Below are 14,876 nucleotides of genomic sequence, written 5' to 3' on the forward strand. Positions count from 1 at the left end.
GGGTGTACATAATCTATGTCAGTATCTTGAAGAATTTCAAAAATTTGAACTAACCTTATATGGCACTATCTCGAACTATAGAGATCACTTAGTTCATGTTTTTAGAGTTTTATTGTTGGGTATACATCTAGTTCGTGAATCATTTGGATTTGATGCTGTAGTGATTTCAAAAGAATTATCTGGGGATGTTGTAATTTCAAAAGAAGAAAAAGAAGCTATGTGGTGTATTATTGCACTAACTCATGATTTAGGTTATTCTCTGGAAGGTATTCATCAAATAAATCAAGGAGTTAGAAATATACTCCAAAAATTAGGCATTGTATCTGTACAAGAATTAGTGTATAGTTATTTTACTCAATTTGGAAATATAAGTGACTTTGCACTTAGATTTATGAGTTCCGATTTGGTAAAAACAAATGAAAGACTTGAAAAAAATAATGGAGAAAATAACATTTCTTTCGCAGTACATATTCAACCCAAATTTTATCAAAAATTTATGAGTGCCCAAAGTAATTTCGATCATGGTGTAATCAGTAGCATTATCTTGATGAAGGATCTTGTATTCTTTAAAGAATCAGACTTTATGATGGATCAATATAAGCTACTTGATAATGATGACGCAAGACAGTTCCTCATTAGAAGAGATATTATTAGGGCAATTGCATCTCATAGTTGGCAAGATATATACTATCTTACTATAACTAACTTTCCTTTTCTTATAACAGTTTTTGATGAAATGCAGGAATGGGGTAGACCTAGGTTAGTCGATGTAACAAAACGTGGTGACACTAAATCAGAACTAACTATTAATGAATTTAGTAATAAGATAATCGATTATGAAGTCAGATTCTTCTTTCCTGGAGACCATCACCCACCTGAGACTGAAATAATAAGTGCAGGTAACGAAATAAAAAAATACTTTGTGAGTAAATGTAAAAAATGGCTTAACGTTCTTAGAAGTGCGGTAGGAGGTAAATATAGAGATTTAAGATTAAAGTTTACAACAATAGATAACACTACTGAAATTGTTATAGAATATTGGTTAATACATGAGACTCCAGATAATGTTAAAATATCTCCAAATGTGAAAAATGAGATTTATTCATAGATATAATAAGCTAGTCTTTAATTTCGTTTCCATTTATCAGACTTTCATTCTTAGAAATGATTATACCACTTAATTTTAGGGATATAGTATTAGAACCAAAAGCTAGAGGAGTATGGTGTAGGTTGCCATATATAGGTCATCCTAAAGGTTGTCCTAATTATGGTAAGCGTGAGACTTGTCCACCTAAAGCACCCAAATATCGTACAATAGTTAATCATCCATATTACTTGATTGCCTTCCAATTTGATTTGGAGATACATACTAAAAGAATGAAGGAACTCCATCCGAGTTGGAGCAATAGAAAAGCTCGATGTCTTTTATATTGGCAAGGTTCCGTGAAAAAAAAATTAAGAGATGAAGCATTATCCTTTATTTCCTCTCAAGAGGATGATTGGATTCTTCTTGAAACCCCTGAAGCAAATGGTGTTGATGTATTCAAGACTTGTGAAAGAGTGGGTTTGATATTAGAAAAGAATCCTAGAAAAATTGTTTGGAAAATTTTGATAATAGGCAAAAGAAAAAAATCGAATATTTTAAACAAATAAAATGCGATCTATGTCTTTAGAATTAAATAATTTCACTATTCAACAACTCTAACCACCAAAAATAACAATTTCATTTAATTTGACATGAAAAATAAGGTGTAGGAGCTTCATCCCTGATCCAATAGGATTGGGAGACTAGACCAACCACCATCAACCTTAAATTACCTTCAACATTAATGTTGAACGTTAATGTTCTATTATCTTAAAAAGGATTACGGACAAAAGGGGTCGTCGTCTAGCTTGGTCAAGGATTCTACCCTGGGGCGGTAGCGATCGTGGGTTCAAATCCCACCGACCCCATCCCTTAAGATATGAAACGGTTAAGATTTAGGATTTCTTCTTTCACTTCTATTAAGCTCTTGTTTACTTCTGTTTCGATCTTGTTTACCTTTGTTTTGCTTGTTTTATCTGTTTTTAGTTGTCAAATCTCAAAATCCTTACCACTTTATTATACACATACTATACTAAATGTATAATATAAGAATAAAGATGTAGAATTGCTATTTCGAGCTCATAAACAAGAAATTATTAATTATGGTATACGCTCCACGAAAGATTACTATTATAAATTTAGTTATCCTTATTTACATGTATAAGGTGATATTGAATAAAAAAAATAGGAGGTTATGGAGTTCGATCTTGACATAGAAATCTTGGACACTACATTAAGGGATGGTGCCCAGACGTATGGTGTTGGCTTTTCTTTACAAGATAAGCTCAGTATCGCTCAACGCCTTGATGAATTAGGTGTGAGATATATTGAAGGAGGCTGGCCCAGTTCCAATCCAAAAGATATGGAGTTCTTCAAAGCTATTAAAAAGATTCCTCTTAGAAATTCAGAAGTTGTAGCATTCGGAAGCACGCGAAGGAAGAACCTTTTACCAAGCGAGGATGAAAAATTGAATTCTCTTCTCGAAATAGGTGTAGATACTTTGGTTATCTTTGGAAAGTCATGGGACCTGCATGTCACTGATGTATTACATACAACATTAGAAGAAAATTTAGCAATGGTAAAAGACTCTATAGAATACTTGAAGAGTCATGACATAAATGTAATATTTGATGCAGAGCACTTTTTTGATGGCTTTAAGGATAATTATGAATACGCTGTAAGGGTGGTTAAAACAGCGGAAAAAGCAGGAGCAAATGTGATAGTGCTTTGTGATACAAATGGAGGAACATTAACCATGGATATTCAGAATATAATTGAGAAAGTTAAGGTTGAATTAGAGACCCCTCTGGGTATTCACTGTCATAATGATTCTGGGCTTGCGATTGCCAATACTATAATATCAATATTTACAGGAGTGAGGCATATACAATGTACGATAAATGGCCTTGGAGAAAGATGTGGTAATACAGATCTTTGCCAAATTTTACCAACTCTCCATTTTAAGATGGGTCTAAGAGCTTTATCTAATGATAAACCAATAAACGAGCAGTTAAAGAAATTATTAACACTATCCAAGTACGTTTATAATTTAGTAAATTTGCCACCTAATCCCTATCAACCTTATGTAGGAAAGAATGCTTTTGCCCATAAAGGTGGGGTGCATATAGATGCTATATTGAAGCAGCCGAAAGCTTATGAGCATATTGATCCAATTTTAGTTGGTAATCGTAGAGAACTTTCTATCTCAGAACTATCTGGAAGAGCTAGTATAGTAAATATGGCTCAAGAATTAGGGCTTAAGTTGGATAAGCAAAGCGATATAGTGGATAAAGTACTTGAGAAAATAAAGCTAATGGAAGCCCAAGGTTATCGAGTTGAAGATGCTATTGCTACATTACATCTCATTCTTTTAAGAGTCATGGGCTATCAACTTGATCCCTTTCAAGTCAAACGTTGGAAAGTTTCGACGATGAAAAATGAAATTAATTTTACAAGCGGAGAAATCATGGTTAAAGTTGGCGATGAAGTTTTGCATGAGGTTTCGGTCGGTGTTGGTCCTGTCCATGCTTTGGATCAAGCTTTGAGAAAAGCCCTCTTAAAGTGTTTCCCGCAACTTAAAAATGTCAAACTCCTTAACTACAAAGTTACAGTTGTGGATAGTGGTAGTGGCACAGCATCTTCTGTTAGAACATTCATAGAATTCAAAGATAATGATTTCTATTGGGCTACTACCGCTGTATCTGAAGATATTATTAATGCAAGTGCTATGGCTCTTGTAGATGGGTATACTTATAGATTGATATTACATGAATTAAAAGGACTAAGAATATAAACTATATGAGAAATTTCAAATCGGCTATCAAGTTATTTATGACATCTTGAGAGTATAATTGAAACAGAAAAATTGAAGGTTTATCATAGTGGATGGGGATATTTACCGAACAATCCTTACAAATTATGTGTCAGAAGGATAGATATTGTAATCCCATCTGAAATATCTAATGTAATACGCTAATAATTTTCATTACTTTAAGGGTACATATAGAGATGAACGAGATGCCCCTATACCTGGTGTCCCATGGGTCACTTTCTTATTAGTGATTACATACTCTCCAAGATAATGTCCTATCATCTGAGGTTTAATTTCTAGAGGGATAAACTCCTTTCCACTGTGCACATGAATTGTCAAACCAACCATATAGGGTAAAATTATCATATCTCTTGCGTGAGTCTTTATCGGTCTTTCCGATTTTCCATTACTTGTGGCCCTAACATCCTCAAGTAACTTCCTTTTCTCGTCAGAGATTCCTCTGTTCAAGGACCTCCTCTGTCTAGAAGGAAGAAGGAATAGAAAGGACTCTAAAGACATATTTTGCAATTGTTCTAGTGTATAGCCACGATACTTAAATTCTCGAACCATACTTTTACCTTACTCCCTTCTTTTTTATACGTTTTCTACCTGTCTTTCTCGCAGCTATATCCCCAACCTTAGCGCCTGGAGGAGCTGTTTTAGCAATACACGTGGATTTGTGAATAGAGTGTTGGTGTCGCCCTCCTCCAAAGGGATGATGAACAGCCGCCATAGCCATACCTCTAACTCGAGGATAGAATTTCCCTTTAGCCTTCATAGCGTGATATCTGGCTCCTGCTCTCAATAGGGGTTTTTCGAGCCTCCCACCTCCAGCTATCTCGCCTATTGTGGCTCTACATTTATTATTCAAAGTAGCCATATAGCCCGATGGAAACTTAACTAAAATCCCCTTAGGGGTCTTTGAGAAGAGTATTGCTGAGCATCCTGATGTTCTCATGAATTTCCCACCATCTCCAAAGTTATTTTCTATGTTACAGATGCGCAAACCTTCAGGAATCTTCTCTAAAGGAAGGATATTTCCTAGCTTTGATTCGGCTTCATAACCCATCTCTATCTCATATCCCACGTATAGTCCCTCAACCGCTGGCAGATACGCAACCCTCTTATCATCAAATGTTATCTGAGCTAAGGGTGCACTCCTCCCCCTTTCAGCTATTAGTCTAGTGACTACTCCTCTTTCTGTCTTTGAGATAGGTAAAGCGGGGTACTTTGCTGGGACAATCTTTCCTTTTTTAGGTGAACGGTATTGCATGCCCCCACGTCCCCTTCTTTGGGAGAGGATTCTTTTACCCAAAAGAGATCACCAATAAAATTATAATTCCATGCCTCTTAAGTCTTTATACAGTGAGCTGATCATACTATACCTAGCTTTGCAGCTAGATCTGTTGCTGCATTTTCCTTTGATAGTTTAATATATGCCTTTTTACCATTTATAGTATTGACAGTATTCAACGCTTCAACACTTACTCTATATAAAATTTCTATCGCTTGTTTTACGGCCCTTTTATTAGCTTTTTCATCCACTATAAATACGAGCTTGTTTTCTCTTTCCATCATATTAAAGGTCTTCTCAGTAACATAAGGGCGCTTGATAATTCTCGATGCGTCTTCAACTCGCAAATCTTCGTGCAACCTCCAATAAAGTTCTATTAAATGATTTTAGAGCCGACTCCGACCATAGAACGAGCCTACCAGGATGGGAGCCAGGTGCTAAATGAAGTACACTTAAATCCATCACCAAGGTAAAATCAACTCCTGGAAGGTTCCTAGCAGCTTTACTTATCCCTTTATCTTCACCTACAACTATCAATGGACCTTTAGCTGTTTTTTTAGTCCTGCCACGCATCCTCGGTTTTCCAGAACGTTTTTTTCTTTTTAAAGCTACACGAGCCAAATCTTCATCCAAGCCCAATTTCTCAAATACGGATTTCAAGTTTATAGCCTTCTCGATGTTTTGAATTTCATCAGATACAACGAGTGGGATTGTCGGTACTTTACTGATTTTATGGCCTCTCAATAAAACTAGCTCTCTATTGGCAGAAGATGCTATTGAAGATGCCGTAGCAAGCCATCGCTCTTTTTTATTAATCTCCTTTCTTATGTTCTTCTCAGATCTTGGAGGATGGGCTTGCCTACCCTTAACTACACTTGCTATCCCTGCTGCTTGCCCAGATCTAGGGTTTCTCTCGCCTTTGACCCTAGGAACTCTGGAAATGCCACGGCCAGTAGGTGGGTTATAGGTCGAAGCACTCGTTTTCTTGCCCGCCATCAAATCTCTACCTTGAGGCTGAATTTTATGTGATGATAATGCGACATAAACCCTATGAATGACGTCAGGCCTGAAAGGTGTAGAGAAGACCTCTGGTAGATCGACCTTGCCTTTTTGAGAAGCATTAAGGTCATATACAGGTACATTTACCATGTTATCACTCACCTTCTTACACTTATCTCAAGTATCTTCGGTTGTTGAATCTTGGCTCTAGGAGGCCTCAGTGGTAGACGCAGCTTAATCAACCTTTTTGCTGGCCCTATAATGGAACCTTTGACTATCACATAATCTCCATCAACAACGCCAAAGTGAGGGAAACCAGATTTTGGAGTTATTTCTGCTTCTTTTGAATTTGATACAACTATGACTTTTTTATTATATTCGACTCTTTGATGATAGCCCCTCTGACCAGCTCTAGGCACCGTATACATAACGCTTGCAGGGTGCCATGGTCCAAGAGTTGCTACTGCTCGAACGCTCTTTCTGGACTTATGGCTTTTCCTTCTTATGTTAAATCTAGTAACAGGGCCTTCAAAACCTTTACCTTTTGTAATGCCAATTACATCGATATACATTCCAGGCTTGATTATCTCATTAATTGCAACATCCTTACCTAGTATACCCTTAAGGTATTCAAAGCGAGATTTTATATCTCCTCCACCGACACCTATTTCAAAGACCAAAGGCTTCTTTTGTGATAAACCTGCATCTTTAGGGAAGACACTTACAATAGCAGACATTTGAATTACTTTGTCTAAAGTACTTTCGATTTTTTTTAGAGCAGAATCTACATTCTTTGATTCTTTTCCCTTCTTCTCGCTTAAACCCTCAGGTGATTTATCGATATAAACATCTCCTAGAACAAATAGACCATCAAAACTTATTCCATATGCTCTTATACCGTAGATGGAGATAGGGGGTGTACAGATGACAGTGGCAGCATTAAAGACAGGCTTACCGAAACTAGGTCTTTTTTCTACATTATCCACCGTTATCAAATGAATTAGACCCGCTTTGAACCCAGCGAAGCCCAGCAATGAAGGCTTATCGGTATATATCTTGGGCCAAGTCCTCACAGTTGGCACGATGCTTGCAGCTCTTCCTCTGGGCCTGTATGCTAAGGACCCTCTTCTAGGAGCATGCTTCTTTCGGTGACCCATTGTAGTTCTTATGTCAACTTTATATGATGTCTTTTAAATATTTTTAAAACTCTAAATTCTAAAAAATATATCAAGGTATCTTGATTTTACTTTATCCAAATTCCCACTGTTTCCTAGTAAATGGTTTAAACTACATTTTCTTATGAACTCTATAACGTTATATCTTCAATTTAATGACCATTGATTTTTTAAATTATGTATATTGAAAATAAAGCTAAATGACAATCACACAACAATTGTGGGTAGCACTACCAGACTCCTTAGTAACTGATTCTTCTCATTTAAGAGAAAAGACGTTGAAGATAGGTGCAGTTGGTAGAACGTGTTCTATATTTGGGGTTTCTAGAATCTATCTTTACAAAGATAGCTCAGGCGATTATGAATACGATTGTGAAGTTATTAAGAAGGTTCTCGAATATATGGAGACGCCACAGTATCTCAGAAAGCAAATGTTTGGTAAGGTTAAGTCACTTAGATATGCTGGGCTCCTTCCACCATTGAGGACACCCCATCATAAGTTGAAAATCCCATTATCAAAAATTCATGTAGGAGATTTAAGAGAAGGTATAGTTGTAAAAGTTGGAGGGAAAAATATGGTAGATGTAGGACTATCTTCTTTAGTGCCCTTAGAAGGAAAAATAATAGGAGGTGAGCGTGTAACGGTAATCTTTACATCAAAATTCCCAAAGCTAGAATGCAGGTTAGCTAGAAAAGAAGAGATTAAAAAGTATTGGGGCTATGTAGTCAAGCGTGTTCCATCTTTAGGAAAACTCGTAAAGAGTGCCAATGCAGACCTCATTATTTTTACCTCAAGAAAAGGAAAGGCTATATCTGAAATCTGGCTTGATCTATTGGGTAAAATGAAGAAGTCAAAAACAATAATGCTTGCTTTTGGCTCTCCTAATAGAGGCTTATTTGAAATCCTTTCAGATGAGAATTTAAATCCAGTTCAACTTAGCAAATTCACAATAAACATGATCCCTGATCAAAACACAGCTACGATTAGAACTGAAGAGGCGCTATTGGCATCATTGTCCTTGATTAATCTTAGTATCTACTATAACTTATAATTATACAGAATCTATATCCGCAATGCATTGATGTTAAAGTTTGAAGGTAGATGGCGAGATTTCTGAATTGATAAACATATTGGGGCTCAACTCATAAATAGGGAAAATCTCTTTAAGAGAGTAATCCTAAGAGATTTATGGGTATGACAGAAACAACTCCTGAAGCTGGATTGAAGAAGCCACTACTCGGCACTATTAAGGTTAAGAGGGGTTTTGCTAAGATGCAGAAAGGAGGAGTCATAATGGATGTGACAAATGTTGAACAAGCTCAGATCGCTGAAGATGCTGGAGCAATAGCAGTTATGGTTCTTGATAAATTACCCGCGGATGTAAGGACTGCAGGTGGAGTGGCTAGGATGTGTGACCCAAAAAGAATACAAGAAGTAATGGATCATGTTACTATACCTGTTATGGCAAAATGCCGTATAGGCCATTATATGGAAGCCAAGATTCTTGAAGTATTAGGCGTGGATATGATCGATGAAAGTGAAGTCTTAACTCCTGCGGATGATAGCCACCATATAAACAAGTGGAAGTTCATAACCCCTTTTGTAAATGGCTGTAGAGACCTTGGTGAAGCTTTGCGAAGGATCGCAGAGGGAGCTTCTATGATCAGAACAAAAGGAGAGGCAGGAACTGGAAATATTGCGGAGGCTGTAAAGCACATGAAACTAGTAATGAATAAGATTAGAGAGTTGAGAAGTATGGATGAGGAACAAGTTCTTGATATATCAAAAGAGTATAAAGTATCCACCGAGTTAGTGAAGGAAACTGCCAAGCTTGGTAGATTGCCTGTAGTGAACTTTGCTGCTGGAGGGATTGCTACACCCTCAGATGCAGCATTGATGATGCAGTTGGGGGCTGATGGAGTCTTTGTTGGCTCAGGAATATTCAAGTCCAAGGATCCTAGTATAAGAGCTGAAGCTACAGTACTAGCAACAACCTATTGGAACGATCCAAAAATTGTGCTTGAAGCGAGTAAGATGATAGCCGAAGAGAAATCAATGATTGGGATAGACATCAAGACCCTTAAGCCAGAGCAGATGATGCAGATAAGGGGTGTGTAAAAAGGTAAAATTGGAGCAATTAAGAATAGGTGTATTGGCTCTTCAAGGAGATGTATCAGAGCATATTGACATTACATATCTGGCTCTTAGGGAGATGGCTCTACGAGGTGAAGTGATAATAGTAAAAAGCGAAGATCAGATAGATGAAGTTCATGGTCTAATAATTCCTGGTGGTGAAAGCACAACAATTGGAAGGGTAGCAGAGCGTTACGGTCTACTATCCAAGATAAGAGATGCTCATTCAGCTGGCATGCCCATATTTGGAACATGTGCTGGCCTTATCTTAATGGCAAAACATATTAGTGATGCGAGGACCGGGAAGATAGACCAACCAATATTAGGTATATTAGACGTAGAAGTTGTTAGAAATGCCTTTGGAAGGCAACGTGAATCTTTCGAGAGCTATATTGAAATACCGAAGATAAATAAAAATAGCTTCCCCGGAGTTTTCATCAGAGCACCAGCTATATGCTCTGTTCTAAGTAATGAAGTTGAAGTTCTAGCGATTTATGAAGACAAGATGGTAGCTGTCCAGCAAAATAATGGTTTAGGGATATCTTTCCATCCTGAGCTGACAGCCGATACAGGGATCCATGAATTCTTTATCAAGCTTATACTGAAATCACCTCTTATAGAAAATGATGAGGAGAACGTCTATGAGCGATAATAAAGAATTAGATTCGCTGATGGCTAAAAAGATGTTAGAATTAAAAAAGAGGCTTTCTCAGAAATCTAATAAAGAGCCAAAGAAGGAGCCAAAAAAAGAAACTCCAAGGGATATATTGATCAGTCGGCTTGTAGCTAGAGGAGAAGAAGTCCTTCTAACTGCAGAAAGATATTACCCAAAAAGAACGGCTATAATTGTAAAACATCTTGTAGATCTAATCAAATCTGGAAGTCTAAAGGATACTATATCGGGTGGAGAACTTCTTTATCTATTTAGAAGTCTTGGTATAAATATAAGTGTCGAAACTAAGATAATGGTAAAAGAAGACGGCAGACTATTCTCTATCAGAGACAAGCTAAAATCTAATCAATAACCTCTTTTTTTAGATTATATGCTTAAATTTTCAAGCAAGCATTTTAATAAATGTAAACTACCCTTTGGTTTGGTGTCATCTCATGAAGAAATATGCAATAATTATGATCGTAATGCTATTAATGCTACTTCCTTTATTCCCATATAAGACTGATGCGCAAATAACGATAGATAAGATTTCACATTTCAATCATCAGATGATCTTGAACAATTACGGTTTTATTTTAGTGAACGATACGATAGTTGTTAAGAATAATTTTGAGGAAGATGCTACTTTAACTCCAATCAATATTACATACCCTTCAGAGATTCACAATCTTATAGCCGCCTATACAATAAGGCCTGCCGATTTCAATTTTAGTAAATTTTTAACTGATGATTATACTACGCTCATTTTATCCCCACCCCAAGACTACAAGATTCCACCAGGTGAGAATGTTACAATATCGCTCAAGATGTACCTCTTGGAAATGTTCTCTTCTGATAATGAGTTAAATTACACTGCTTCGCTACCCCTCGTTCCAGCCCTAAATTTACCCATCGAAAAAATGAATTCATCCTTTAGTATTCCAACTCTCGCATTCTTTCCTCAGATCCAATATGAAAATTTCACGATTGAGAGGATTAATCTTAAGTGGACAATGAGAGGAAATTTTTCAAATGTAAATGAAGGCTTTTTTGTAAATAAGAATGTAACAATTACAGCTACTGAAGATGTTCATTTTGCCCTTCTTGAGTTTTCCGAAGCTAAAAGGGAGCTAGTAATATCTCCTCTTGGAGATATCAAAGTCTTAGATACTATCACTATGACCAATTATGGAATAAGAGAATTAAGTAAAATAAAGCCTAGCTTATTGATAGATAATTTCAGGAATATTATTATATTCCCGCCTTTGAGTAATCCCTTCCCTAACTCTAAGAGCGATGCTGACAATAGTCAAATAGATATTGGGGCCCCTTTAAAAAATGGGGAGAAATACTCTGTAAGGTTAGAATATCTAATAAAATCTGAAGATTTTATCAATGTAAAGGACAATTTATTTGAGCTTCAAGTTCCTTTGAGACCTCCCATCGATGGTGTTATAAATGAATATACTATAAAAATCTCATATCCAGATGGTTTCTTAGTTCATAACAAAACGGAGGTATTTAAAGTAAATGCCAATCCATTGGATAATGATGAGCTAAAAGTAGTACTTCAATACGGATCAGCTTGGGCCTCAGTAGATGTAGTTCCGGTAGCTTCATTAATTTTTGTAACTGCAATTATTGCTTCTCTGACTATAGGGGGACCAATGGTTAAGGAAGAAGAAATGCTTAAGAAGAAAATCAAAGCATATACTGAGGCTTTTGATAAGAAGATTAAAGCTAATAATAAACTAATGGATACTTACAAGGAAAGGCAATATGGCCAAATCTCAAAAAGTGAATTCGATAGGGTGCGCCAATCGATAGAAGGAAGAAAGAAAAAAGCTTCTATTGATATAGCTAAGTTGATGTCTGGGTTAATCGAACTGAAATCTTCACTTCAGAAGCCTTTAACCAACATCGAAGGTCTTAGTTATAAATACGATGGAGCAATAAGAGATTTACTTAGCCTTTATGAACAATTTTACACAAAGAGTATTAAAAGCAGAATCTTTGAGAGACTTTTACAGAGTGATCAAAAAAGACTTTCTAAAATCGAAAAAAAACTATTGGGTAACATAGAAATAATTAATCGAGAAGCAGAATTAAAGTCATAAAAAACCAAAGGCTAATACTATAATCAAGAAAAGAAGCTTTATGATAGAGAGGTAATACTTAATTATAACTGATTATTTTTTTAAAAATTTGGAGGACGAATTATTTTGTCTCTACCTAAGGAAGCACAAGATTTGTTTAATGATTCTGACGCTGTAAAAGTACTCGCTACAAAATCTGCTGATGATGTATTACATATCATACCTGTAGGATCCATGAGGGCCCCTAATCCGAATATTATAGCATTTGCTGTAATCTTGATGAAAGAAGCCCATGAAAACCTTAAGAGAGCGATCGAGAATGACGAAAAAGTCTCGACTTTAGCAGTAAAAGTCATACCGGAAAAGGGTCAATTCCTGGGCTATCAAGCGAAATGTAAAGTGAAAAGCTTCGAGACAACAGGTCCCATATACGAAAACTTTAAAGAAAATTTAAAGAAGATGGGATTTGAGGCACATGGGGTGTGGCTCTTGGAACCTATTGAAGTGTATAACCAATCACCTGGGCCAAATGTAGGAAAGAAAATAGCATAATCTCAAATTATCAATCTTGTTTTAATAAGACGTCAGAATTTATTGTAAAAATTATGGCCATAAAGTTTAATTTTGAGTCATTTGGGGTGTTTGGTATGGTTACAGTAGTTATAGACTTAGACAAATGTGAAGGATGTGGAGATTGCGTAGATGTCTGCCCTGTAGGTGTCTTTGAGCTAGATAACGATAATAAAAAAGCTGTTGTTGTAGATCAAGACGAATGCATCGAGTGTGATGCATGCGTAACTCAATGCCCAAATGAGGCTATTACTGTCTCAGAATAAATCATTAATTAACACTTATTTGTAAATGATTTTCTCAAGATACGGTATAGCAGCATCCACTGCCGAACCAATCCTTACGATGGAATTAGGAGTAGTATCGACTGCTTTTAATGATATCTCAAGTGCTGAGAGCACTGCGATTGTATCTCTTGGAGTTATATTACCAAAATGTCCTATTCTTAGTATTTTGCCCTTTAGATCACCCAAACCATGAGCTAGATGAATTCTATAGCGATCCCTCATCATTGAATGAATATCAAACGCCTTATCCTGGGGGGTGTAGAAGCCAGTCACTGTATTTGCTCTATAGCCTTCTTCAACAACGAATTCGACATTTAATGCCTCTAAGCCAGCCCTAATAGCATCTGCAATAATTTTATGCCTTCTCACTCTATTCTCCAATCCCTCTTCTTTTACTAAAAGTAATGCCTCATGGAGAGCAAATAAGACTTGTATCGAAGGTGTAGCCAAATACATCTTAGGATTTTCCATAAACATCTTCCATCTAGTCAAATCCATGTAGTATGATTGGATGTGCGTCTTTCGATTCTCAATAATGTCCATGGCTTTTTTCGAAACTGCTAGAAGAGTTGCACCTGGAGGTGCAGCTATTACTTTTTGAGAACAGGTAATGACTATATCTGCTCCAAGCTTATCGAAAATAAGTTCACATCCTCCTACACCACAAACGGAGTCGATAATACTGTAAACACCGTGTTTCCTTGCTATTTTCACTATATCCTCTATTGGGTTAACCAAACCAGTCGAGGTCTCTACATGAGTAACGGTGATTGCTTTATAACCACCTTCTGAAAGTGTCTCATCTACAACCTTAGGATCGACATGCTTGCCTAGGTCAGAAGGTAAGACTCTAACTTTGGCACCGTGTATCCTATTAAGATCTACGAATCTTTTCCCAAAAAAACCTGTATCAGCACATAACACCTTGTCTCCAGGCTCAATAAAACTCACTATCGCGGCTTCCATACCAATAGTGCCAGAGCCTGATATAACAAAAGGCATACCTGTATAATTTACAAACAAGTATCGAGTCAAATCGAGAATTTGTTTGAAGCTCTCAATGAACTTAGGGTCTTTATGGCCTATCTGAGATCTGCTCATTACTTCAGCTACACGGTGATCTAGATTAGTTGGTCCTGGTATCATCAAAAGATCATTTACCATGGGATGAACTCACAATAACCATAACTTTTATATTGATTCCTTAAAGGCTTTTTGGAAGAATAGAACATCAATTGAGATTTACCAATTATTAATACAAAATATACAGATTCCAAAAGTTAAATATAATTTAAAATTTCTCTTAAGCTCTTGATGGTTGTAATTCCTGACTTTATGGATATATCACCATCACAAAGATACAATCCAAGTCCTGCTGTTTGAAGGAACTTGATATTATAAATTGAATCATCAACAGCTATACACTCGCTCAAACTTAATCCTAATGATTCTGACAACTCTACTAAAACTAAATGCTTAGACATGAGATCAACTTTCATTATACCTTGGCCGGTCAAGAATCCATTTTCATCTATACATAACTCATTGATGTATACATGTTGAATACCCAACCTTTTAGCAATCGAATATCCTAGTAAGTTTATCCCAGCAGATATTATTGCTGTCCCAATCCCTCTTGAATGTATAGATTCTACAACTTCTTCTGCTCCGTCTCTAAGATTATATTTTGAAAGTAGTTCTGAGATTTTTGACATATGCAAAGGTTTTGGCCATGTAGAAATATCTCTTCTCATGAATTCGGTATAATCTATT

At 36.4% G+C, this 14,876-nt stretch carries 17 protein-coding genes and 1 tRNA gene; 11 read left to right on the top strand and 7 right to left on the bottom strand.

Going from position 1 to position 14,876, the window contains the following annotated elements; all coding sequences use genetic code 11:
* From L6N96_06540 to cimA, 4 genes are all read left to right on the top strand, one after another.
* Positions 1 to 1,108 (top strand): hypothetical protein (locus L6N96_06540; protein ID MCP8323815.1); only part of this gene is annotated, 1,108 nt, incomplete at its 5' end.
* Positions 1,109 to 1,164: 56 nt separating this feature from the next.
* Positions 1,165 to 1,653 (top strand): hypothetical protein, encoded by a 489-nt coding sequence (locus tag L6N96_06545; protein ID MCP8323816.1) that lies wholly within the window; start codon positions 1,165 to 1,167, stop codon positions 1,651 to 1,653.
* 224 nt (positions 1,654 to 1,877) lie between these two features.
* Positions 1,878 to 1,953: transfer RNA gene (locus L6N96_06550), tRNA-Pro, on the top strand.
* A gap of 326 nt (positions 1,954 to 2,279) precedes the next feature.
* Positions 2,280 to 3,878, top strand: coding sequence for a citramalate synthase (cimA, locus tag L6N96_06555; GenBank protein MCP8323817.1), 1,599 nt, complete (start codon positions 2,280 to 2,282; stop codon positions 3,876 to 3,878).
* Positions 3,879 to 4,070: 192 nt separating this feature from the next.
* On the opposite strand, the gene L6N96_06560 is transcribed toward cimA, so the two are convergent.
* From L6N96_06560 to L6N96_06580, 5 genes are read right to left on the bottom strand one after another with little or no spacing between them, the layout of a single operon-like run.
* Positions 4,071 to 4,466, bottom strand: a complete 396-nt coding sequence (locus tag L6N96_06560; protein MCP8323818.1) for a 30S ribosomal protein S19 — start codon at positions 4,464 to 4,466, stop codon at positions 4,071 to 4,073.
* Positions 4,467 to 4,470: 4 nt separating this feature from the next.
* Positions 4,471 to 5,211 carry a 50S ribosomal protein L2 gene (locus L6N96_06565; protein MCP8323819.1) on the bottom strand — a complete coding sequence of 247 codons (741 nt, stop codon included), beginning with the start codon at positions 5,209 to 5,211 and terminating at the stop codon, positions 4,471 to 4,473.
* 59 nt (positions 5,212 to 5,270) lie between these two features.
* Positions 5,271 to 5,537 (bottom strand): 50S ribosomal protein L23, encoded by a 267-nt coding sequence (locus L6N96_06570; protein MCP8323820.1) that lies wholly within the window; start codon positions 5,535 to 5,537, stop codon positions 5,271 to 5,273.
* Positions 5,527 to 6,351 carry a 50S ribosomal protein L4 gene (gene rpl4p / locus L6N96_06575; GenBank protein MCP8323821.1) on the bottom strand — a complete coding sequence of 275 codons (825 nt, stop codon included), beginning with the start codon at positions 6,349 to 6,351 and terminating at the stop codon, positions 5,527 to 5,529. The genes L6N96_06570 and rpl4p overlap by 11 nt, the downstream gene beginning before the upstream one ends.
* A complete protein-coding gene (locus L6N96_06580) occupies positions 6,348 to 7,346 on the bottom strand; it encodes a 50S ribosomal protein L3 (GenBank protein ID MCP8323822.1) in 999 nt (332 codons plus the stop codon). The genes rpl4p and L6N96_06580 overlap by 4 nt, the downstream gene beginning before the upstream one ends.
* 218 nt (positions 7,347 to 7,564) lie before the next feature.
* On the opposite strand from L6N96_06580, the gene L6N96_06585 reads away from it, so the two are divergent.
* The 7 genes from L6N96_06585 to L6N96_06615 all read left to right on the top strand — a co-directional run bounded on the left by L6N96_06585 (position 7,565) and on the right by L6N96_06615 (position 13,082).
* Entirely contained in the window at positions 7,565 to 8,416 is an 852-nt protein-coding gene (locus L6N96_06585; protein MCP8323823.1) for an RNA methyltransferase, read from the top strand.
* A gap of 143 nt (positions 8,417 to 8,559) precedes the next feature.
* A complete protein-coding gene (gene pdxS / locus L6N96_06590; protein MCP8323824.1) occupies positions 8,560 to 9,483 on the top strand; it encodes a pyridoxal 5'-phosphate synthase lyase subunit PdxS in 924 nt (307 codons plus the stop codon).
* A gap of 10 nt (positions 9,484 to 9,493) precedes the next feature.
* Positions 9,494 to 10,150: a pyridoxal 5'-phosphate synthase glutaminase subunit PdxT gene (pdxT, locus tag L6N96_06595; protein ID MCP8323825.1), complete on the top strand. Its 657-nt coding sequence runs from the start codon at positions 9,494 to 9,496 to the stop codon at positions 10,148 to 10,150.
* Positions 10,140 to 10,523 carry a hypothetical protein gene (locus tag L6N96_06600; GenBank protein MCP8323826.1) on the top strand — a complete coding sequence of 128 codons (384 nt, stop codon included), beginning with the start codon at positions 10,140 to 10,142 and terminating at the stop codon, positions 10,521 to 10,523. Before pdxT ends, L6N96_06600 begins: the two co-directional genes overlap by 11 nt.
* Positions 10,524 to 10,605: 82 nt before the next feature.
* Positions 10,606 to 12,267, top strand: a complete 1,662-nt coding sequence (locus L6N96_06605; protein MCP8323827.1) for a hypothetical protein — start codon at positions 10,606 to 10,608, stop codon at positions 12,265 to 12,267.
* A gap of 105 nt (positions 12,268 to 12,372) precedes the next feature.
* Positions 12,373 to 12,798, top strand: a complete 426-nt coding sequence (locus L6N96_06610) for a hypothetical protein (GenBank protein MCP8323828.1) — start codon at positions 12,373 to 12,375, stop codon at positions 12,796 to 12,798.
* Positions 12,799 to 12,893: 95 nt separating this feature from the next.
* Positions 12,894 to 13,082, top strand: coding sequence for a ferredoxin family protein (locus L6N96_06615; protein MCP8323829.1), 189 nt, complete (start codon positions 12,894 to 12,896; stop codon positions 13,080 to 13,082).
* Between the two features lie 15 nt (positions 13,083 to 13,097).
* On the opposite strand, the gene L6N96_06620 is transcribed toward L6N96_06615, so the two are convergent.
* Both L6N96_06620 and L6N96_06625 read right to left on the bottom strand, forming a co-directional pair.
* Positions 13,098 to 14,267: an alanine--glyoxylate aminotransferase family protein gene (locus tag L6N96_06620; protein MCP8323830.1), complete on the bottom strand. Its 1,170-nt coding sequence runs from the start codon at positions 14,265 to 14,267 to the stop codon at positions 13,098 to 13,100.
* A gap of 116 nt (positions 14,268 to 14,383) precedes the next feature.
* On the bottom strand, positions 14,384 to 14,876 hold a 493-nt coding region (locus L6N96_06625; protein MCP8323831.1), incomplete at its 5' end, for an HAD-IB family phosphatase.

The sequence above is a fragment of the Candidatus Methylarchaceae archaeon HK02M2 genome, from assembly GCA_024256165.1.
Taxonomy (GTDB): Archaea; Thermoproteota; Nitrososphaeria; order Nitrososphaerales; family JACAEJ01; genus HK02M2.